The sequence below is a fragment of the Nocardia sp. JCM 38205 genome (assembly GCF_058222935.1).
The window spans coordinates 51,446-72,702 of the sequence record NZ_JBYHFL010000006.1; the positions used below are offsets into that span (position 1 = coordinate 51,446).

Genomic DNA, 21,257 nt, shown 5'->3' on the forward strand with positions numbered 1-21,257 from the left:
GAACGTCAGCCGATTGGGGAACCGAGGAGGCCCAATGAACCAGTCGAAGCACGCTCAGACCACCACAACCGCTCCTGCGGCCCGATCAGTCGGTGCCGGTGCGGGGAAATACGGAGATTCTTCGGACAGTTACGAGAACATCGAGCCGTGGTTCGACAAACTCGAGTCATTGGACCCCGACGATCCGCATCGCGCGCATGTTCGCGACGAAATCATCGAGCTGTGCCTTCCGCTGGCCGAGCACATCGCGCGTCGTTTCAGTGGACGCGGTGAGTCCTTCGACGATTTGCAGCAGGTGGCCAGGGTGGGCTTGATCCAGGCCGTGGACCGTTTCGATCTCAGCCGCGGCAGTACGTTTCTCGCTTATGCGGTGCCAACCATGATGGGTGAGGTGCGCCGCCACTTCCGCGACCGCACCTGGGCGGTGCGGGTGCCGCGCACGATGAAAGACATTCAGTTGCGGATAGGTCCGGCCACCGAAGCGCTGTCGCAGCGGCTGGGACGGGTGCCGACCGCCCGTGAGGTCGCCGCCGAGCTCGGGGTGGAGCTGGCTCAGCTGACGCAGGCGATGGTCGCCGCGAATGGGCATACGAGCAATTCGCTGGAGTCGATCGCTCGTGACGACGATGACGCGGGCAGTGCGGTGCAGCGCAGGCTCGGTAGTGAGGAACCCTGCTACGGCCTGCTCGAGGACGCGATGGCGGTGCGGCCGCTGATCGCCGCGCTGCCGCGGCGGGAACGTCAGGTGCTGGTGTGGCGGTTCTATGGGTCGATGACCCAGAACCAGATCGCCGAACGGCTCGGTGTGTCCCAGATGCAGGTGTCGCGAATCTTGTCGCGCACGCTGGCGAGTCTGCGGGAGCAGGCACTGGCCGAACCGGCTGCCGCTTAGCTCGTGTCCGGCTCGGTCGAATGACCGGTCCCCTGCCGCGTTTGAGACATCAGCACCCTTGTGACTGGTATCACACCCGATTGCGGCTGCGTAAGCGCTCCCCGGCTGGCATCTTGCTTAGGCACGCTAACGTTCAGGACGTGCTCGGCCGGCCAGGGGAGGCACCAACACCATGTCGATCGAGACGCCGGCTGCTCGGCGCAGGCAGCGCATCGCTCAGCTGTACAGCGATGATCACCAGGCCCGCGCGGCGGCGCCGGATGAGACAGTGCTCGATGCCGTGCGGACGCCCGGCACCGGTGTCGCCCAGATCGTGGCCAGTGTGCTCACCGGCTACGCCGAACGTCCCGCGCTCGGGCAGCGCGCGTTCGACATCGTGCGCGATCCGGTCACCGGGCAGCCCGAACGCCGCTGGCTCGACCGTTTCGAGACCCTCAGCTATGCCGAAGTGGCCGATCGAGTCGAGGCGATAGCCGCCGCGTGGCAGGGCACGGCCGGAGTCGAGGCGGGCACGATGATCGCGGTTCTCGGCGTGACCGGCGTCGAGTTGACCATCGTCGATCTGACCTGCGTGCGGCTCGGGGCGGTGGTGGTGCCGCTGCAGGCAGGGGCGCCGAGTCCGGCGCTGGCCCAGATCGTCGCGGAGACCGAACCGCGGGTGCTGGCATCCACGCCCGAACTGCTCGACCGTGCGGTCGACTGCGCGCTGGCCGGCCCGGGGCTGCGGCGGCTGGTGGTGATCGATCACGTCGCCGAGCTCGATGCGCACCGGTCCGCGCTGGCCACGGCTCGGGAGCGACTGGCCGGCACGTCGATCACGCTCGAAACCTTGGCCGAGGTGATCGAGGCCGGCCGCGATATGCCCAGGGTCGCACCGTATTTCGCGGACCGGGATACCGACCCGCTGGCAATGCTGATCTACACCTCTGGCAGCACCGGCACGCCCAAGGGCGCGATGTACACCGATCGACTGGCCGCGGGGATCTGGTTGCAGGGGCTGGCCCGTAAGGCGGGCTCGAACCCGCCGGCCATCAGTGTGAACTACATGCCGTTGAGTCATCTCGCCGGACGGCTGGCCCTGGCCGGGGTGCTGGTGCGCGGTGGCACCGCGTATTTCACCGCCGCGGCGGACATGTCGACGTTGTTCGACGACATCGCGCTGGTGCGGCCCACCGAGATGGTGCTGGTGCCGCGGGTCAGCGAGATGATCTACCAGCGGTATCAGAGCGAGGTGGCGGGTGGCCGGTCCGAGGAGCAGGTGCGGGCGCAGCTGCGGCGCGAAGTGCTCGGCGGCAGGCTGATTTCGGCCTCTACCGGTAGCGCGCCGCTGGCGCCGGAGCTGAAGACGTTCCTGGAGTCGCTGCTCGAGATCGAGGTGCACGACGCCTATGGGTCCACCGAGGCCGGCGGTGGTCTGGTGGTCGACAACCGGGTGCGCAGGCCGCTGGTGATCGACTACAAGCTCGTCGACGTCCCCGAACTCGGCTACCGCACCACCGATACCCCCCATCCGCGTGGTGAGCTGCTGCTCAAGACCACGACCATGATTCCCGGCTATTACCGGCGCCCCGATATCACCGCCCAGGTCTTCGACGCCGACGGTTTCTACCGCACCGGCGACATCGTCGCCGAGATCGGCCCGGATCGGCTGCGGTATCTGGATCGGCGCAATAATGTGCTGAAGCTGTCCCAAGGGGAGTTCGTCGCTGTCGCGCAGTTGGAGGCGGTGTTCGCGGGCAGCCCGCTGATCCGGCAGATCTTCGTCTACGGCAGTAGTGTGCGCGCCTATCTGCTCGCGGTGGTGGTGCCGACCGAGGCCGCGATCGACGCGGCAGCGAACACCGGTGAGCTCATGGCGTCGATCGCCGCCTCGGTGCGTGCGGTGGCGGCCGAGGCCGGGCTGGAACCGTATGAGATTCCGCGCGAGTTCATCGTGGAGACCGAGCCGTTCACGATCGAGAACGGGCTGCTGTCGGGAATCGGTAAGCTGCTGCGCCCGGCGCTCGAGCGCCGGTATGGTCCGCGGCTCGAGCAGATGTACCGCGATCGCGCCGAGGGGCGTTCGGCGCAGCTGCGGGACCTGCACATCAGCGCGGGCGAGGTCGCCGTGGTGGACACGGTGCTGGGAGCCGCGCGCGCCGTGCTGGACTGCACGCCCGAACAGTCGAGCCCGCAGGCGGGTTTCGCCGACCTCGGCGGTGATTCGCTCTCGGCGCTGTCGCTGGCGAAGCTGCTGACCGAGATCTTCGGCGTCGAGGTGCCGGTCAGCGTGGTGACGAGCCCGGCGACCACGCTGGGCGATCTCGCCGAATACATCAGCACCGCAAGGGAATCCGGTGCGCAGGTGGTGTCGTTCGCGAGCGTGCACGGCGCCGGGGCCGAACAGGTGGCGGCCGCGGACCTGACGCTGGAGAAATTCATCGGCGCCGACACCGTGGCGGCGGCGCCAGGGCTACCGCTGGCTGCGACGACGTCGACGGTGTTGATCACCGGCGCCAACGGCTACCTCGGGCGGTGGCTGTGCCTGCTGTGGTTGCAGCGGATGGCGGCCGTCGGCGGGCGGGTGCTGTGTGTGGTGCGTGGCAAGGACGCCGACAGCGCGCGCCGCAGGCTCGACGCGGCGTTCGACTCCGGTGATCCCGAGTTGCTGCGCCGCTACCGGGAATCGGCCGATGCCCACCTCGAGGTGATCGCCGGCGATATCAGCGCGCCCCGGTTCGGGCTCGACGAACCGGCCTGGCAGGAGTTGGCGCGGCGCGTGGACCGTGTCGTGCACTGTGCGGCACTGGTGAACCATGTGTTGCCGTATGAGCAGTTGTTCGGCCCCAATGTGGTCGGTACGGCCGAGGTGATCCGGTTGGCGCTCACCCATCGGCTCAAGCCGGTGACCTATCTGTCGACGGTCGCGGTGGCCGCCGACGTCGATCGCACGGTGTTCACCGAGGGCGGCGATATCCGGGCCGGTAGCCCGGTGCGGCGCAACGGCGCCGGGTACGCCGCGGGCTACGGCAACAGCAAATGGGCGGGGGAAGTGCTGCTGCGCGAAGCGCACGATCTGTGCGGCCTGCCGGTGGCGGTGTTCCGCTCGGATATGGTGCTGGCCCATCCGCGCTACCGTGGGCAGCTCAATGTGCCGGACATGTTCACCCGGCTGCTGATCGGGCTGGCCGCCACCGGACTCGCGCCCGCCTCGTTCTACCGCCGCGCCGGCGACGGTGCGCGGGCACGGGCCCACTACGACGGGCTACCAGCGGATTTCACCGCCGAAGCGATCACCGTGCTCGGCGCCGCCGTCGACGCGGGCCATCACAGCTTCCATGTGGTGAACCCGCACGATGACGGGATCTCGCTCGATACGGTGGTCGACTGGCTGATCGAGGCCGGTGTCGCGATCGAACGCGTCGACGACTACACCGACTGGGTGACCCGTTTCGAGGCGGCGCTGCGTGGGCTGCCCGAGCCGCAGCGCAGCGCCTCGGTGCTGCCGCTGCTGCACGCCTTCGCCCGGCCCGCGCCGGCGATCGCGGGTTCGGCCATTCCGGCCGCCGAGTTCCGGGCCGCGGTGCGCGCCGCGCAACTCGGCCCGGACGCCGACATCCCGCACCTGAGTGCGGATCTGATCACCAAATACCTGGGCGACCTTCGATGGCACGGGCTGATCCCGTGAGGCATCGGCGTCTCCGGGGCGGGCTGCTCGGTCAGGGCTGGAGCACGTAGCGTCCGCGCGTCCCGCCCTCGGCCATCGCCCGGTGGGCGTCGGCGGCTCGGGACAACGGCAGGACCGCATGCACTCGGGCGGGCAGGCGACCGGACTCGGCGAGGGCGAGTAGCTGCTCCAGTCGCGTGCGGTCGGACTGGGTCAGCAGGGCGTTCACCGTGATGCCGCGTTCGGGTGCGGGCGCGAGATTGGGCCGGACACCGACGAAGGCGCCGCCGTCGCGGACCGGGGTCAGGCCCCACGTCTGCTGTGAGCTGGTGTCGACGACCGCGTCCCAGCCCGGTGCGGCCTCGGTGACGAAGTCGGCGCCGAGACCGCGCACGAACGCCTCGTCGGCGGGGCGGGCCAGACCGGTCACCTTCCAGCCGCGCTCAGGGGCCAGCGCGGCCACATAGGCGCCGATCGCACCGGCCGCGCCGGTCACCAGCAGCCGGTTGCCGTCGGCGGGTGCGTCGCCGAGCAGGTCGACGATCCGCGCCGCACCCAACCCGTTGAGCGGCACTGTCGATGCCGCGACCAGGTCGAGCCCGTCGGGCACCACCGCCACCTCGGCGGCGGGCACGACGAGTTGTTCGGCATACGTGCCGAAGTCACGGTCGAATCCGAGGACCACGCCGGCGACCCGGGTGCCGGGCGTCAGGTCCACTCCTGGCCCGGCAGCGAGCACGGTGCCGGCGAAATCCCAGCCGAGACCGGTGTGGGCGGGTTGGTCGATCATGCCGAGTTCGTGGAAGAAGCCGCTGACGACGCCGAGGTCGGTGGGGTTGACCGGCGCCGCCGCGACCGCCACCCGTACTTCGCCTGGTCCGGGCTCGGTGACGGGTACGTCGATGATCTCGATCGAATCAGGTCCGCTCGGCGTGCGGACGACGGCGGCCCGGAAAGTTGCTGTGCTGCTCATGGGTGACTCCTCCATCAGTTCGGTTCTGATGGCTCGACAGTGGTCCCGGGGCTTTGGAAGGCGCTTGGAGCCGGCTTGGAACGCCGTGCCGGTGCCGGGGAGCGGATCAGCTCAGGTGCGCGTTCCACAATCCGGCGATGGCGTCGGCGCGGGCGAAGTGGGCGTCGGCTTCGGCGTCGCGGCCGAGGAATCGGGCGAGTTCGCCGAGGGTGTGGGCGACCGGACGCACGGCCAGCGACAGGCTTTCCGCGCCGGCCGGGGGACCGTCGCGGTGGGGGAGCAGGTCGGTGTAGATCTGCTCGGCGGCGGCGCGGTCGCCGACGGCGAGGATGGCCATGGCGCGCAGGCTGGTCAGGAAGGTGAAGAAGAAGTCGGGGCGGATCGGGGTCGGTGCGGTGCGGGTTCGGCGCGCTTGCTCGGTGTGGCCGGCGGCGTGCAGGGCGAGGGTGTGCAGGTCGGCGACCATGGGGCCGAGTGCCGTGTGCAGGGCGCGGATGTCGTCGAGGTGGTCGCCGAGAGTGCCTGCGTTGAGCCAGGTCGCCGCGAGCGCCAGGCGCAGGAAGCCGGTGGCGTGCACCGATCCGGCGCGTTCCAGGCGTTCGGTGGCGTCGATGTAGCAGTGTTCGGCGTCGGCGAACCGGCCCTCGATGAGCAGCAGTGAGGCCAGCGCGATCTCGGCGGCGCCGATCGCCTCCGGCATCCGGTAGGTGCGGGCCAGTTCGAGTGCCTGCCCGATCAGCTCGCGCATGGTGGCCGGGTCGTTGGCCCCGGCGGCATTGGCGGCCAGGTTGAGCAGCCCGGTCACCCGGTAGACGGGCAGATCGTGCTCGATGCCGATCCGCACCAGCTCACGGGAGTACTCTTCCCGGCCCGAGTCGCGTGCCAGGACCAGGAGCGCCCCGGCGCGCAGGCGCGGTGAGGTGGCCAGTGCCAGTGCTTCCCGCCCGGCCGCCATGACGGTCGGGTCTGCTTCGCCGACCAGTTCGTGGGTATAGGCGATGAGCAGGTGGGCGCGCACCTCTGCGGCGAGGTCGGTGCGGTCGAGCAGTCGGCGGAGGCGGTCGACGATGGGATGGTCGACCGTGCCGTAGGTGCGGGCAAGCCAGGGGGTGGGTTCGGTCCAGGCGGTGAACGCCGCGATCATCAGGTCGTCGCGGCCAAGGGATTCGGCGTAGGTGACGGCGTGTTCGCGGGTCTGTCTGGCCGCGGCGACGTCCCCGGCTCTGACCTGGGCGCGCAGCAGCCTGCCGCACAGGTCGATGCGTTCGTCCGGGTCGCTGGAGTTGGCGACGGCGTCGGTGAGCAGTGTGGCCGCCACGTCGTGGGCGTAGCGGGCCTCGGCCAGTTCGGCGGCGCGCACGCAGTAGCCGACGGCCTTCGGTGAGCCGGCGCGCGCATAGTGGTGGGCGAGGGCGGCGATATCGCCGGTGCCTTCCAGAGCGGCGGCGATCCTGGCGTGCATCCTGGTGATGCGCAGTCGGCTGACGTCGGTGACCAGTGTGTCCCTGACCAATGCGTGGACGAATCGGACCCGCCCCGGCCCGGGCTCGTCGAGCAGCCCGGCGATGACGCCGGCGTCCAGTGCGTCCAGCACGCCGTCCTCGTCGGTGTCGGCGGCCTGCACCAGCACGTCCACCGAACTTTCCCGGCCCGCGACCGCGGCGAGCCGCAGCACAGCAACACTGCTTTCGGGGAGCCGGGCCAGGCGGCGCCGCAGGACGTCGCGGACACCGTCGGGCACCTCCGACAACGCGATCAAGGCGCCCTCGCCGTTGAGCAGCCGCGCACTCTCCCGCACATAGAACGGGTTGCCGCCGGTGCGTTCGGCGATTCCGGTCACGGTCGCTTCATCGGCCCGGCATTCGGCGCGCACGAGCTGGGCGACGGCGGCGCGGTCGAGTCCGGCGAGATCGAGCCGCAGCGGCGCGGTGCGGGCCAGGGCGGCCAGTGTCGCGGTGAGGTGCTCGCTCTCGTCGGCGCGGTAGGCGGCGACGACGAAGATCGGGGCGCGCGTGTCGAGGCAGCCGCCGAGTAGTTCCAGCGTGGCGGCGTCGGCCCAGTGCACATCGTCGACGACGATGGCGACCGGACGCTCGGCGGCGGCCGCGGCGAGAAAGGCCCACACGGCCTGCCGCAGCCGGAACCGCCCGGCGGCCGCGTCACCGGTGACCGCTGCCGCATCCGACAGCAGCGGCGCGAGGTCGTCGGCGAACTCGCCGGCCGGTACGGTCGCGGCCACTGTGCGCAGGACCTCGACCCACGCCCAGGCCGGCGGGGCGCTGTCGAGATCGGGGCAGCGCCCGGTGGCCACCAGCCACCCGTGGTGTTCGAGTCGGGCGGTGAGGTGTTCGAGCAGTGTCGATTTGCCGAGCCCGGCTTCTCCGGTGACGAGCGCGACGCGCCCTCGGGATTCGATCGCATCGGTCGCGGCCGCCAGTAGTGCGGCGAGTTCGTCGTCGCGTCCGACGAACGTCCCCGCGTCGGGTGTGCCCGGATCGGTGCCGGTTCGAATGCTGTTGTCCGGCACGGTGTTCGCGTGGGGTGCGTCGTTTCGGGGTGGTGGGCCGGCCTCGCGGAGGATGTCGGTGCGCTGGGTGAGGATCGCCTCTTCCAGCGCGAGCAGATCCGGTCCGGGGTCGAGGCCGAGTTCGTCGGCGAAGGTGGCGCGGGCGCGGCGGAGCGCGGCGAGCGCATCGGCCTGGCGGCCGCTGCTCCACAGGGCGAGCGCGTGCAGTCGCCAGCCCTCCTCGCGCAAAGGATGGTCGCGGGTGAGGATTTCGGCGTCGGGCGCCACCGTCGCGGGAAGATCGAGACGCAGGCGCGCCGCGAGGTGCAGTTCCCGGGCCACCAGGTGCAGCTCGCTGAGGCGGCCGGTCTCTGTCACAGCCCATGGTTCGTCGGCGAACTCGGCGAACGCGGGTCCTCGCCACAGGGCCAGTGCCTCGTCCAGCCTGGCGCGGACCGCGCCGGGGTCGGTGCGCGTGCGGGCCTGGTCGAGCAGTTCTTCGAAGCGCCAGGCGTCGACCGCCGACTGCGGCAGGCGCAAGGCGTAGCCGGGTGCGGCGCTCACCAGCAGGCGGGCCGGAGTGCGTGGCGGGCGGCCGGGTTCGAGCAGACGGCGCAGGTTGGAGATGTAGGCCTGCAGCGACGCCAGCGCGCGGGCGGGCGCCTCGCCGCGCCACAGGTCCTCGACCATGCGGTCGACCGGCACGACGTGGCCGCGCGCGGCGACGAGCAGGGCGAGCACGCCACGTTGGCGCGGTCCGCCGAGGGGAATGGGTTCGCCGTCGGCTTCGGCCGCGAACGACCCCAATACCCGGATGAAGACCATGACCTGGCACATCGTACGCACCACCGCTGTGACCGGCGTTCCAAGTCGGTTCCAGGTGGCCTCCAAACCCGCGCACGCAGTCTCGGAGCAGACCGAACACGGTCCCATCGGACGGAAACGATCCGCCGACCAACCGAGGAGAACCATCATGACGAAGTATCGCTTGACCACCGTGCTGGCCGTGATCTGCGCGGCCGCGCCCCTGTACTTCGGGCTGAGCTTCCTGCTCGCTCCCGGCAGTGCCCCCGCCGGTTTCGGTATCGAGCCGTGGCCGACCGGCAACGCCGACGGCTATTTCGTCGTCAAGGGTGTGCGCGACCTCGCCATCGCGGCCGTCACCTTCCTGCTGCTCGGCCTCGGCCTGCGGCGCGTTCTCGGCTGGGTGGTGCTGATCCACGCCGCGATCCCGGTCGGTGACGCGCTCGCGGTGGTGTCGCACGGCGGCAGCGTGTCGACGGCGCTGATCGTGCACGGCTCGGCCGTGGTCGTCGTCGCGCTGACGGCGGTCCTGCTGCTGACCGAGCGGACGCAACCGGCAGGCACCGATCCGGTGGCGCGCGGCCGTGTCGCACGTTCCCTCGTCGGCGCCTAGCGCCGCAGGCGCATCGAACCGCAAGCGAACACCACCGATGTTGAAAGGCAGGAACAGATGAGCGTCGACACCCAGGACATGAAGATCGTGCACCGCGCGTTCCGGCGCGAGTCGCGGTTGCTGATGGAGCTCGTGGCGGCGGTTGCCCCTGGTGACACCGCGCGCGCAGCGGTGATCGCCGGCCATTTCCGCGACTATCGGCTGGGACTGAAGAACCATCATGAGGGCGAGGACGAGCTGCTGTGGCCGCCGCTGCTGTCCCGCGTCGATCTGGGCGCCGATGTCATCCTGCGGATGCAGCGACAGCATGAGCGCGTCGAAGCCACCTTGGCGAGCCTGGACAGCGCGGTCCCGGCGTGGGAGGCAACGGCCGGTGCCGATGAACGCGACGCGCTGGTCGCGGTCCTGGCCGATCACCGGGCGGTCTTGGTCGAGCACCTCGATGACGAAGAGACCATGCTGCTTCCGCTCGCGGCCGACCACATCACCGACAAGGAATGGGCGTCGCTGGGTGAGCATTTGGTGGCCAACACACCGAAACTGACTCTGCTCACGCTGTTCGGTCTCGTCCTCGAGGACGCCGACTCGGCCGAACGTGCGCTGCTGCTGGGTGTGCTGCCGGCACCGGTGCGCGTCATCTGGTACGTGATCGGTCGTCCTCGCTACGTCCGCCACATCCGGCGCGTCCGCGGGTTCGCTCGGACTGCGGTGCGATGACCGCGGCGCGACCACCGGCAACGACGGGTTGCCGGTGGTCGTTCGTCGCCACCCAGACCGGGAGGTGTGGCGAACGCTGGGGTGTCTCAGTCGAAGCGGCCCAGGGGTTGGGTCGAGTACCGGAACGCGCCACCGAACAGTCGCGACACCGCGAAGTCCACGTACTCGACCGTGGTGCCGCGAGCCTGCACGTCGCGGCCGTCGCGCTCGAAAAGCGGGTCGGTGATATAGGTTTCGGCGTCGATGGCCAGACCGTTGGTGGCCATCCCGGACTCGCCGACGAAAACGTGGTTGCCGTGGACGAGGACTTCGCCACCTTCGAGGAACGGGCCGGCCTCACCGTCGAGCTCCGGTGCCGGGATCGACACATACCGACCACCATGCAGAGCGCGTCGATCGACAAAGATCGGCAACCGACCGGCAATTGTCGCTGTCCACGGACGGCCATCATGCCCGGCGGCGCGATCATCCGGCGTGCTCGGCGGGCACGGCCTCGGCCTGGGCGCGAGAAAGCTGCACGGCCGCAACACACATCACCACCACCGACGCCAGCACCACCACGACGCCAACGGTCCCGGTGTTCAGTGTTTCGTCGAGGACGGTCAGACCCAGGAACATCGCCGCGAGCGGCTCGGCCACGGTGAACGCCGGCAGCGACGCCGAGAGCGCACCGATCTGATACGCGCGCTGTTGCAGATACAACCCCAGCAGGCCCGCCCCGACCATCGTGTACGGCTCCCAGCTGCGCAACACGGTGGCGATGCCGTCGCCGAACAGTTCGACCACATGCTGGGTCACCGCCGCCGACACACCGAACAACAGCCCCGCCGCCGCCCCCAGCAGCAGCGCCCGCACCGCGGTGGCCCGCACCGCGACCGCGGCCGCCACCGCCGCGGCGACGAGCCCGAGCACCAGCATCAGCGGGCCGAACCAGTGTGACCACGGCGCGTCCCGCACCCCCGGCGACGGATCACCCACCACCAGGAAACACGCCAGCGCGACCGACAGGGCGATCGCCTGTGCCCAGGCCGTCCGCGTCACCGGCCGGTCGTTGTAGCGTGCGGCCAGCGGTAGCGCGAAGATCAACGACGTCACCAGGATCGGCTGCACGACCAGCACCGACCCCAACGCCAGCGCCACGATCTGGAAGACGAACGCGCCGCCGTCCCCGACGATCCCCGCCCACCAGCGAGGACTGCGCGCCAACCCGGCCAGGAAAGCCGCACCCTCGGGCACCTCGGCCGCGGCCCGCTGCTGCGCGACCGCGGCCACCGCGAACCCGAGCGCGGCGAGGAAGGCACACACCACCGCGGCGACCGGGACATTGCTCACCCGCACCAGTGTGCCGCGCCGGGCGTCGGGTCGGCGGGATCGACGCGGTACCGACGGCTGAGCGTTCACGGGCAGCGTCCTCGCGCGGCCCGTTCAGGAGGGGCCGCGCCGACGCGATCCGACGCGACCGGCTCGGTGACCGACGCGACGACGTTGTCGCGAACCGGTCGAGATCGCGTGGTGTGCGGTCAGTTGTCGTGTTCGACCAGCGGCTGGCCGCCGGAGATCTCGACGATCGGCAACCGCAAAGCGGCAGGGGCGGTGGCAGGCACCACCGGAGCGGCCGGTGCGATGGGCGCCAGCCGCCGATACGGTGCGCCGAGTTCGGGCCGTAGATCCGGCTCACCCTTGTTGGGCCACAGGGCGATCGCGCGTTCGGCTTGGGCGGTGATGGTCAGCGACGGGTTGACCCCGAGGTTGGCCGAGATGGTCGAGCCGTCGATGACGTGCAGGCCGGGATGGCCGTAGAGGCGGTGGTACGGGTCGACGACGCCGGTGGCGGGGGAGTCGCCGATGGCGCAGCCGCCGATGAAATGGCCGGTCGCCGGGATATTGACGATGCTGCTGGTGGCGCCGGTGGGGAAGCCGTCGATCTTGTCGGCGACGCGTTCGGCGACCTCGTGGCCGATCGGGATCCAGGTGGGATTGGGTTCGCCTTCGCCCTGTTTGGTCGTCATCTTGCGGCCGAACACGCCGCGGGTGGTGTAGGTGGTGATGGAGTTGTCCACCGACTGCATCACCAGCAGCCCGATCATCTGCTCGGACCAGCGGTGCGGATTGTGCATGTGCACCAGGTCGCGGCGATTGCGCCGCAGCTGATGCAGGTACTGACGCCAGCGCGGGCGCACGCCATCGTCGCCGACCATCGCGGTGGTGATCAGCGCCAGCGCATTACTGCCTTTGCCGTAGCGCACCGGTTCGATATGGGTGTGCTCGTCGGGATGGATCGAGGAGGTGATCGCGACGCCCTTGGTGAAATCGGCGTCGCGGCGGCGGCTGCGCACCGACAGCAGCTCCTCGGAATTGGTGCGCGACAGATAGCCGAGCCGCGGCGAGATGTGGGGCAGCGAGCCGCGATCCCGCAGCCGGTGCAGCAGTTTCTGGGTGCCGAGCGCGGCCGCGGAGAACACCACCTGTTCGGCGGTGAACACGCGCGCTCCCGTGCGAGCCCAGCGTCCGGTGCGGCGGGTGTGCACCTCGTAGCCGCCGCCGGGGCGGGGCCGCACATCCACCACCGTGGTCAGCGGATGCACGCGCGCACCCGCCCGCTCGGCCAGATACAGGTAGTTCTTGACCAGGGTGTTCTTGGCGTTGTGGCGGCATCCGGTCATGCATTCGCCGCAGTGGGTGCAGGTGCGCCGCGCGGGGCCGACACCACCGAAGAACGGGTCGGGCACCTCCTGGCCGGGCCGGGCCCCGGCGCCGCCGAACAGCACACCCACCGGGGTCTGGCGGTAGGTGTCGCCGACGCCGAGTTCGTCGGCGACTTCACGCAGGATCCGGTCACTGGGGGTGGTGGCCGGGTTGGTGGTGACGCCGAGCATGCGTTTGGCCTGGTCGTAGTGCGGTGCCAGTTCGGCGCGCCAGTCGGTGATACCGGCCCACTGCTTGTCGGCGTAGAACGCCGCAGGCGGCTCGTAGAGGGTGTTGGCGTACACCAGCGAGCCGCCGCCGACACCGGCGCCGCTCATGATGAAGGTGTTCTTCAGCAACGTCAGCCGCTGGATGCCGAAGCAGCCCAGCCGTGGCGCCCACAAGAATTGCCGTGCCCGCCACGACGTCGCGGCGAATTCGTCGTCGGCGAAGCGGCGTCCGGCCTCGAGCACGCCGACCCGGTAGCCCTTCTCGGTCAGCCGGAGCGCGGACACGCTGCCGCCGAATCCCGAACCGATCACCAGCACGTCGTAGTCGAACGCCATCTGCCTGTGTCCTCCATCACCGTTGACCTGTTGTTCGAGCGTAGAGCGGTGCGCGACGCCGACAGCAACGACTGGCGGCCACAAAATCGAGATATTCGGCCAGTCGGGCGGGTTACAGGGTGCGTGGCAGCGCGTCGGTCAGCGCGACCGGGGTGATGTCGAGTGCGTCGAAGCGCCAGCCCGCCGAGGTGCGGCGAGCTCGGTAGCGGCCGATACCGGCCGCGACGGCCGCGGTGCTGTCGTCGATGACGAAGACGGCCACGTCGTGCGCGCGCACAGTCGCGGTGTCGCCGTCGATCTCGATGACGAGGTTGGACTTGTTGTGCAGGGTGCGCGTGTAGGTGTCGTGCCCTGCGCGGGCGAGAGCTTCGAGGGCGTCGATGCCCTTGGCTTGCCCGCGAATGGAGCGCACCACGACGTCGTCGGTGAAGATGCGGTCGGTGTCGGCCAAGCCCTCGTCGATCCAGAGGCTGTGGCGGGCAACGAGATCGGCCAGCTCGGCGCGGTCGGCGAGGGTACGGATCAGGGATTCGGTGGGGGTCATGGGAACTCCTACAATCTGTTCGGAGCACTAACGTTAGTGCCACGAATGAATGTAGGTCGTTAGTGGCACTAACGCAAGGGGTAGGCTCGGTGCATGGACACCGATGAGGAGATGCGCTTCGACCGCGGCGAGTCCACTCCGGCGCGGCTGAAAAAGCAGCTCTCACGCCTGACCTCGATGACGGCGGCCCAGATGACGCGCCTGTCGCGCGAGGCGTTACGGGCCACGGGGGCGCGCAAGGATCACTTCGTGGTGCTGGCCGCGCTCGCCGAATTCGGGCCGGCGAGCCAGGCGACGCTGTCGGAGCGAACCAGCGTCTACAAGAGTGACCTCGTCTCGGTACTCAACGACCTCGAAGAGGGCCGATGGGTGCGCCGCGCCCCGGACCCGGCCGATAAACGCCGCAACGTCATCACCATCACCGCAGCCGGCGAACAACGCCTCGCCGAACTCGACCGCGTCCTCGACACGGTCAACGAACAGATCATGACCCCACTCGATCACGAGGAACGCGCACAGCTGTTCGCGCTGCTGGGGCGAGTCAACGCCCACCTCGCCGCAACCGCACGCACAGCCGATGCCCTGGGCGGGCACATCACCTAGCGGGACCCTCCCGCGCGGCGACCATGCCGGTCATCGGCCTCGGGTCGACTCGGCTGCGAGGTGGGCCCGGTAGTTCGGGCAGGTCGTGATGTCCTCGTGCGAGCAGTTCATGCCGGCTTCGAGCAGATCCAGCGCCGAACGCAGTGCCGCCATCCTGGCCTGCAGCGCACGGTGGTTGCGCTGCAGCACGTCCTTGCGGGCGGCCGGGTCCGCGGCGGCGAGGAACGCCCGGATGTCCTCGAGCGGCAGGCCGGCCCGCTTCGCGATCATGATCGACGCCACCCGGACGAGGTCGTCGTCGGTGTAGCGGCGGCGGTCGCCGGCGACGCGGGCCGGATGCAGCAGGCCGACCGACTCCCAGTGCCGCAGAACGTGTGTCGGCAGGCCGAAGCGGTCGGCGACCTGGCCGATCGTCAGCACACTTGACTTCATGTCGACATTAAGTCGAATTATGGCGGGCATGTCCACTCTTCTTGATGTCCTCGACGCCATCGATGCGCAGCCGATGTCTGTGGAACTGCGCGCACGTTCCTACGCATTGCTCGGCGATCTCACCGGCCGGACCGTGGTCGACGTCGGCTGCGGCGGTGGCCGCGCGGTCGCCGAACTGGCCGAGCGTGGGTGCCACGCCGTCGGGATCGATACCGACCCCGAGATGATCGCCGTGGCCCGGGAGCGCTGGCCGGCCGGGGAGTTCCACGTCGGCGATGCCTGCGAACTGCCGTTGGCCACCGGGTCGGTGGCCGGCTACCGCGCGGACAAGGTGTTGCACACGGTCGACGACCCGGTGCGCGCCGTCGCCGAGGCCCACCGGGTGCTCGCTCCGGGCGGGCGGGCCGTGCTGCTCGGCCAGGACTGGGACACGGTGGTCATCGACTCCGACCAGCCGGAGACCACCCGGCGGCTGGTCCACGCGAAGGCGGACTCGCTGCCGTCGCCGCGCATCGCCCGCCGCTACCGCAACCTGCTGCTCGACGCCGGTTTCAGCGACCCGGTCGTCGAGGTGCGCACCAGCGTGTTCACCGACGACACCGCACTCGCCCTGGTGCGCCGCATCACCGATGAGCAGAGCTGGCTCGCCGAGCAAGCCGAGCGCGCCCGCACGAACCGGATCTTCGTCGCGGTGCCGATGTTCGTCGTCGCGGCGCGGAAATAGCGACCTGCTGACTGCGCCGGCCCCGAGACCGCGGCGGTGACCCGTCGAAGCCGGCCACCTTCTCCCGGCGGCGTGCGCGGCGGTCACAGAGCCCCTCGTGCAGCTCGGCTCTGGCCGGGGTCGCGGAACGGCGCGACGGCTCACGGTCGGCTGTGGCCGGGGTCGCGGGAACGGCGACGGCTCACGGTCGGCTGTGGTCGTCGGTGGCCGACAGCAGGGCGTCGAGGTCGGCGGGGGACATGCCGAAGCCGGTGAGCCGGTCCAGCGGGATGGAGGCGAGCATGCGCATCATGTCGACGCCGAGGGCTTGACCGTCACCGTCACCGCCGCCGGTCATCGCCGCGAACATCTGTGACAGCACCGCTGCCGCGGCCGGGTTCGCCAGCACCTCGCCGAGGGTGGACTGCCGGGTGATCGGCAGGCGCAGCTCGTCGCCGGGCACCTCGACGTCGGCGGTGGCGCGGATATCGCGGCTGGACGCACCGGCCATCACCCGGTAGGTGCCGCCCTCCACCACCCACGCCTCGGTGCGGGTCTCCCAGTAGGCCAGTGCCTCGCGCTCGATCGGAATCGAGACCCGCTGGCTCGCACCGGGTTCCAGCTCATCGGTGACCGCATGGCCCCCGAGCTCGCGCGGCGGACGGGTGACCGCCGATTCGGGCAGCGCGGTGTAGATCTGCACGACCTCACGGCCGCGCCGGTCACCGGTATTGGTGATGGTGACCTCCACGGTGAGCCCGCTCGCGCTCGACTCGACCGCCAGGTCCGAGTAGGTGAAGCTGGTGTAGGACAGGCCGTGTCCGAACGGGAAACTCACCGCCATCTCGCGCGCGTCATACCAGCGGTAGCCGACGAAAATACCTTCGCCGTACCGGATGTGGGAGTTCTCGCCGGGGAAGTTCAGATACGCGGGCACATCCTGAAGCCGCAGCGGCACCGTCTCGGTGAGCCTGCCCGAGGGATTGACCCGCCCGAACAGCACATCCGCGAGCGCGCCGCCCGCGGCCTGACCGAGCAGGGCGCCGTCGACGATGGCCGGCGCGAGCTCGACCACCGGCGCCAACCGCAGCACCCCACCGTGGGAGAGCACCACCACGGTCTTCGGCTGAACCGCCACGACCTCGGCCAGCAGGGCGAGCTGGTCGGCGGGCAGCTCGATATCCTCGCGGTCGAAGCCCTCCGATTCCTGGCCCGCGCCCAACCCGAGAAACACCACCGCCACCTCGGCCGCACGCGCCGCGGCGACAGCCTCCGCCACCAGCACCGGATCGGGTGTGCTGGTGTCGGTGCGGAATCCACGCGCATACCGCACCTGCCCGGGCTCGGCCGCGGCAGCGATCTCCTCGAGCGGCACATCCACACGGGTCGGATTCACATGCGAACTGCCGCCACCCTGGTAGCGCGGGGTCTGCGCGAACTCGCCGATCACCGCCAGCGACTGCCCGGCACGCAACGGCAGCAGCTCACCGTCATTGCGCAACAACACCACACAACGTGCGGCGACCTCACGAGCCAGCCGATGATGTGCGTCCGGATCCGGCGCCGCCGGGGCAGCAGCCCGCCCGGCGAGCACCTTCGCCGCCAACTCGGCCACTTTCTGCGCGGCCCGATCGACCGCGGCAACCTCGAGCGCACCGGATTCGACCGCTGCCACCACCTGCGCGTCCGGGTCGCCGCCACCGCCGGGCATCTGCAGATCCAGGCCCGCGGCGACGGAGGCGACCCGGTCCGACACCGCACCCCAGTCGCTGACAACCAGCCCGTCGAAACCCCAGGTATCGCGCAGCACGTCGGTGAGCAGCCACCGGTTCTGCGCGGCGTAGACGCCGTTGATCCGGTTGTAGGAACACATCACCGTCCACGGCTGCGCGGTGCGCACGATATGGGCGAAGGCTCGCAGATAGATCTCCCGCAACGGCCGTGCGTCCACATCCGAGCTCGATCGCATCCGATCGTGTTCGGCATTGTTGACCGCGAAATGTTTGAGCGAGGCGCCCACCCCCTGGCTCTGCACACCCCGCACCCACGCCGCACCCAGCACACCGGTGAGCAGCGGATCCTCGGAGTAGTACTCGAACACCCGCCCGCAGCGCGGATCCCGTTTGATGTTGATCCCCGGCCCCAGCAGCACGTCCACCCCGAGGGCGCGCGCCTCCCGGCCCAGCGCTTCGCCGACCCGGCGCACCAGAGCCACATCCCAGCTCTGCCCGAGCCCGACCGCTGGCGGGAAACAGGTGGCGGGCCTGCTCGCGGCCAGCCCCAGATGGTCGGTGGCGCCGGTCTGCCTGCGCACCCCGTGCGGGCCGTCGGTCAGCAGCATCGACGGCACCGGGCCCACCGCCTTGGTGGTCCAGAAATCCGCGCCGCTGCCGAGGGCGGCCTTCTCGGCCAAGGACAGTTCGCTGATACCCGTAGTTGCCGTCATCGTCAGCTCCGATCGGTCGCCGCGGTCAGGGAAACGCTGCACCGACATCGAATCACGGCCGCCGCCCACGTCGTACGGTGCTACCGGGACACGCCGTCAGCGCTGAGGAGGGTTCGTGGAGATCACCCTGGTCGTGGTCGTCGGCATCATCGCCATCGTGGTGGTCGCGGCGTTCTCCGACACGCTCGGCGTGGCCGCGCCGCTGAGTCTGGCGGTGGTCGGTATCGCGCTCAGTTTCGTGCCGGGCATTCCGCATCCGCAGGTCGAACCCGAGCTCATCTTGTCCGGTGTGCTGCCGCCGCTGCTGTATTCGGCGGCGGTGAACATGCCTGCGGTCGATTTCCGGCGCAACCTCAAACCCATCACCGGCCTTGCGGTGCTGCTGGTCGTGGTCACCACCCTCGGCACGGGCTGGTTGTTTCATCAGCTGCTGCCCGATATCGGCTGGCCGGCGGCGTTCGCGCTCGGCGCGGTGATCAGCCCGACCGATCCGATCGCGGCGACCTCGGTGGGCCGACGGCTCGGGTTGCCGTCGCGGTTGCTGACGATGCTGGAGGGGGAGGGGCTGGTCAACGACGCGACCGCACTGGTGCTGCTGCGCTCGGCGGTGGCCGCGCTGGCGGCGACGGTGTCGCTGTGGCAGGTGCTCGGCGATTTCGTCCTCGCGGTCGTGGTCGCGGTGATCGCCGGACTGCTGGTCGGTTGGCTCGGGGTGCGGGCGCGGGCCATGCTCGACGATCCGGTGGCCACCACGGCGGTGTCGTTCGTGATCCCGTTTCTGGCCTACCTGCCGGCCGAGGAATTCCATGGCTCGGGCGTGCTCGCCGTCGTCGTCGCCGGGTTGGTCAGCGGGCACCTGAGCCCACGCCGTCTCAGCGCCCAGGACCGCCTCGTCGACGCCACCAACTGGCGCACCGTCGCCTTCCTGCTGGAAAGTGCGATCTTTCTGCTCATGGGCCTGAGCCTGTCCGGCCTGATCGACGATGTGCGCGGCGAACAGCTCAGCGCCGCGCAAGCTTTCGGTATCGGGCTGCTGGCCGCGCTGGTGGTGATGGTGATCCGCGCGGTGTTCATCATGCCGCTGGTGGCCTTTCTCCGGCTGGACCAGCGCCGCGCCGCCGAAGTCAAACCGCGCCTCGAGCAGATCAGCGCGCGCATCGCCGACACCGGCCTGCCGCCGGAGAGCAAACGCCTGCAGATGATGCTGCGCCGCTTCGGCAAGGTCTCGGCCACGGTCGACTTCCGGCTCACCGAAACCGTCGGTGCCCGCGGCGGAGCGGTCCTGGCCTGGTCCGGGATGCGTGGCGCGGTCACCGTCGCGGCGGCGCAAACCCTGCCCGCGCAGACCCCGATGCGGTCGGAGCTGGTGCTGATCGCGTTCGTCGTCGCGACCACCACGCTGCTGGTGCAGGGGCTGAGCCTGCCCGCGGTGATCCGCCTCGTCCGCGTACCCGGCGACGATCCGGTGCGGTTGCGCGACGACTTCGCCGAGTTGCGGACGCTGCTGTCCGAGGCCGCCGAACACGTCCTCGACACACCCGGTCTCGCCGACGACGACGGCAACCCGTTCCCGGATGCCCTGGTGGGAATGGTTCGCGACGACACCGTCCGGAAGGGCTCGGCCGCGCAGGCGGATCTGCCTGCCGACGGTCCCGACCCGCGCGAACAGTACCGGCAGCTGCGGCTGCGGGTACTGGGTGCGCAGCGGACGGCGCTGCTGCGCGCCCGTGACGGCGAACGTTTCGGCGCCAAGGCGCTGGCCCGCTGCCAGTACATGCTCGACTTCGACGAAGCCCGCCTGCAGCAGCTGGGACGTCCCGGGCGTTGACCCACCCCCGACGCAGGTGGGATACCAAATGTGGGCGAGGGGATGCGAGAATGCGGTGATGAGTGCGTCGGCTGGGTTCGCCTCCGAATCCGAACGGGTCACCCGGATCCTGCGGGATCAGATCCTCGACGGTGTGCGGGCACCAGGATCCAAGTTGGTCGAACGCGAACTCGCGGCCGAACTCGGTGTCTCCCGGCTGCCCGTGCGGGAAGCACTCAAAGCGCTGGTGACAGAGGGATTGGTGACGGCGCGCCCGCGCAGTTGGGCCGTGGTGCGCCAGTTCAGCGCCACCGATATCGCCGACTTGATCGAAGTGCGCTCGGCGTTCGAAGTGCTGGCCTTCCGGCTCGCCGCGCAACGCGCCACCCGCGCCGGGCTCGACGAACTGCGCCGCGATCTCGACGCCGAATGGGATGCCGCCCGCGCCGGTGATGCCGTCACCGCGCGCCGGGCGGCCGCCGATTTCCACGAAACCGTCATCCGGCTCACGGGCAACGAACTGCTCGGCGAACTGCAGGCCGGGCTGCGCAGCCGGATGCGCTGGCTGCTGGGCCGCCACGACGATCTGACCACCGTGGCCCGCGAACACCAGCAGCTCTTCGACGCCATCGCCAACCGTGATCTGGCCCGCGTCGAGGCGTTGGCCGCCGCCCACATCGACACCAGCCGCGCCCTCGCCGCGCAACGCGACGCCGCCGATATCCGCGACGGCGCGGACTGACACCGGCCCGCGCGATCGCGGTCAGCCGCGCAGCCGTGCGGCCATGTGCTGGTGCAGCTCCTTGATCTCGGCTTCGAGGCCGGGTTCCGGCCCCGCGACCGGCACCGTCGGCGCGACGGCGGTGATGGGGAGCGCGGCCACCGGCCCGGGTGGCAGACCCCATTCGCGCTGCCAGCGGCCGAGCTGTTCGGAGCCGACCGCGTACACGATGCGACCGAGACCGGCCCAGGCGTGCGCGGCACTGCACATCGGGCAGTGTTCGCCGGAGGTGTAGATGACGGCGCTCGCGCGCTGTTCGGGCGGCAGGTGGATCCCGGCCCAGCGGGCGATCTCGAACTCCGGATGCTGGGTCGGTTCCCCGGTGACGATGCGGTTGCGGGCTTCGAACCGGATCGCGCCCTCGGCGTCGACCAGGATCGACCCGAACGGCTCGTCACCGTCCTGGAGCGCGGTACGGGCCAGGTCGACGCATCGGCGCAGATGCTGCCGGTCCTGATCGGTGATCTGGTAGCCCTCGCCTGATTGGCTCATATCCCCACGATACCAACTCTGGTATACCAACAAGTCGCCTCCTTGGT

General features: G+C 70.1%; 17 protein-coding genes. 8 read left to right on the top strand and 9 right to left on the bottom strand.

The window, feature by feature from the left end; genetic code table 11:
• Nucleotides 1–34: 34 nt before the first annotated feature.
• Entirely contained in the window at nucleotides 35–892 is an 858-nt protein-coding gene (locus AC4HOU_RS21920; RefSeq protein WP_228815075.1) for an RNA polymerase sigma factor SigF, read from the top strand.
• A gap of 172 nt (nucleotides 893–1,064) precedes the next feature.
• Nucleotides 1,065–4,559 carry a carboxylic acid reductase gene (gene car, locus AC4HOU_RS21925; RefSeq protein ID WP_490725093.1) on the top strand — a complete coding sequence of 1,165 codons (3,495 nt, stop codon included), beginning with the start codon at nucleotides 1,065–1,067 and terminating at the stop codon, nucleotides 4,557–4,559.
• Between the two features lie 31 nt (nucleotides 4,560–4,590).
• On the opposite strand, the gene AC4HOU_RS21930 is transcribed toward car, so the two are convergent.
• Nucleotides 4,591–5,511 carry an NADP-dependent oxidoreductase gene (locus AC4HOU_RS21930; RefSeq protein ID WP_163815314.1) on the bottom strand — a complete coding sequence of 307 codons (921 nt, stop codon included), beginning with the start codon at nucleotides 5,509–5,511 and terminating at the stop codon, nucleotides 4,591–4,593.
• A 106-nt stretch (nucleotides 5,512–5,617) separates the two neighbouring features.
• On the bottom strand, nucleotides 5,618–8,854 hold the full coding sequence (locus AC4HOU_RS21935) for an ATP-binding protein (RefSeq protein ID WP_228815074.1): 3,237 nt from the start codon (nucleotides 8,852–8,854) through the stop codon (nucleotides 5,618–5,620).
• A gap of 136 nt (nucleotides 8,855–8,990) precedes the next feature.
• Here AC4HOU_RS21935 and AC4HOU_RS21940 point away from each other — a divergent pair, with 136 nt between their 5' ends.
• Both AC4HOU_RS21940 and AC4HOU_RS21945 read left to right on the top strand, forming a co-directional pair.
• Complete coding sequence (locus AC4HOU_RS21940; protein ID WP_194990954.1) at nucleotides 8,991–9,434, top strand: DUF4267 domain-containing protein; 444 nt, start codon at nucleotides 8,991–8,993, stop codon at nucleotides 9,432–9,434.
• Between the two features lie 57 nt (nucleotides 9,435–9,491).
• On the top strand, nucleotides 9,492–10,151 hold the full coding sequence (locus AC4HOU_RS21945; protein WP_490725094.1) for a hemerythrin domain-containing protein: 660 nt from the start codon (nucleotides 9,492–9,494) through the stop codon (nucleotides 10,149–10,151).
• Between the two features lie 86 nt (nucleotides 10,152–10,237).
• On the opposite strand, the gene AC4HOU_RS21950 is transcribed toward AC4HOU_RS21945, so the two are convergent.
• From AC4HOU_RS21950 to AC4HOU_RS21965, 4 genes are all read right to left on the bottom strand, one after another.
• Complete coding sequence (locus AC4HOU_RS21950) at nucleotides 10,238–10,519, bottom strand: hypothetical protein (protein WP_490725095.1); 282 nt, start codon at nucleotides 10,517–10,519, stop codon at nucleotides 10,238–10,240.
• A gap of 97 nt (nucleotides 10,520–10,616) precedes the next feature.
• Nucleotides 10,617–11,483, bottom strand: coding sequence for a DMT family transporter (locus tag AC4HOU_RS21955; protein WP_163815321.1), 867 nt, complete (start codon nucleotides 11,481–11,483; stop codon nucleotides 10,617–10,619).
• A 188-nt stretch (nucleotides 11,484–11,671) separates the two neighbouring features.
• Nucleotides 11,672–13,402, bottom strand: a complete 1,731-nt coding sequence (locus AC4HOU_RS21960) for an FAD-dependent oxidoreductase (RefSeq protein ID WP_490725096.1) — start codon at nucleotides 13,400–13,402, stop codon at nucleotides 11,672–11,674.
• 112 nt (nucleotides 13,403–13,514) lie between these two features.
• Nucleotides 13,515–13,946, bottom strand: coding sequence for a nuclear transport factor 2 family protein (locus AC4HOU_RS21965; RefSeq protein ID WP_163815325.1), 432 nt, complete (start codon nucleotides 13,944–13,946; stop codon nucleotides 13,515–13,517).
• Nucleotides 13,947–14,039: 93 nt separating this feature from the next.
• Here AC4HOU_RS21965 and AC4HOU_RS21970 point away from each other — a divergent pair, with 93 nt between their 5' ends.
• Nucleotides 14,040–14,549, top strand: a complete 510-nt coding sequence (locus AC4HOU_RS21970) for a MarR family winged helix-turn-helix transcriptional regulator (RefSeq protein ID WP_194990949.1) — start codon at nucleotides 14,040–14,042, stop codon at nucleotides 14,547–14,549.
• Nucleotides 14,550–14,579: 30 nt separating this feature from the next.
• Here the strand turns inward: AC4HOU_RS21970 and AC4HOU_RS21975 are convergent, their stop codons facing one another.
• Nucleotides 14,580–15,011 carry a MerR family transcriptional regulator gene (locus tag AC4HOU_RS21975; protein ID WP_228815371.1) on the bottom strand — a complete coding sequence of 144 codons (432 nt, stop codon included), beginning with the start codon at nucleotides 15,009–15,011 and terminating at the stop codon, nucleotides 14,580–14,582.
• On the opposite strand from AC4HOU_RS21975, the gene AC4HOU_RS21980 reads away from it, so the two are divergent.
• Nucleotides 15,010–15,705, top strand: a complete 696-nt coding sequence (locus AC4HOU_RS21980) for a methyltransferase domain-containing protein (RefSeq protein ID WP_490725097.1) — start codon at nucleotides 15,010–15,012, stop codon at nucleotides 15,703–15,705. The genes AC4HOU_RS21975 and AC4HOU_RS21980 overlap by 2 nt on opposite strands.
• A 181-nt stretch (nucleotides 15,706–15,886) precedes the next feature.
• On the opposite strand, the gene AC4HOU_RS21985 is transcribed toward AC4HOU_RS21980, so the two are convergent.
• Complete coding sequence (locus tag AC4HOU_RS21985) at nucleotides 15,887–18,130, bottom strand: glycoside hydrolase family 3 C-terminal domain-containing protein (protein WP_490725098.1); 2,244 nt, start codon at nucleotides 18,128–18,130, stop codon at nucleotides 15,887–15,889.
• Nucleotides 18,131–18,245: 115 nt separating this feature from the next.
• Here AC4HOU_RS21985 and AC4HOU_RS21990 point away from each other — a divergent pair, with 115 nt between their 5' ends.
• Both AC4HOU_RS21990 and AC4HOU_RS21995 read left to right on the top strand, forming a co-directional pair.
• The gene (locus AC4HOU_RS21990) at nucleotides 18,246–19,958 is read left to right on the top strand and encodes a cation:proton antiporter (protein ID WP_490725099.1); all 1,713 of its coding nucleotides are present in this window, start codon (nucleotides 18,246–18,248) and stop codon (nucleotides 19,956–19,958) included.
• 58 nt (nucleotides 19,959–20,016) lie between these two features.
• The gene (locus tag AC4HOU_RS21995; protein WP_490725100.1) at nucleotides 20,017–20,679 is read left to right on the top strand and encodes a GntR family transcriptional regulator; all 663 of its coding nucleotides are present in this window, start codon (nucleotides 20,017–20,019) and stop codon (nucleotides 20,677–20,679) included.
• A gap of 21 nt (nucleotides 20,680–20,700) precedes the next feature.
• Here AC4HOU_RS21995 and AC4HOU_RS22000 read toward each other — a convergent pair whose 3' ends face one another.
• Complete coding sequence (locus AC4HOU_RS22000; RefSeq protein WP_490725101.1) at nucleotides 20,701–21,210, bottom strand: nucleoside deaminase; 510 nt, start codon at nucleotides 21,208–21,210, stop codon at nucleotides 20,701–20,703.
• Nucleotides 21,211–21,257 lie beyond the last annotated feature (47 nt).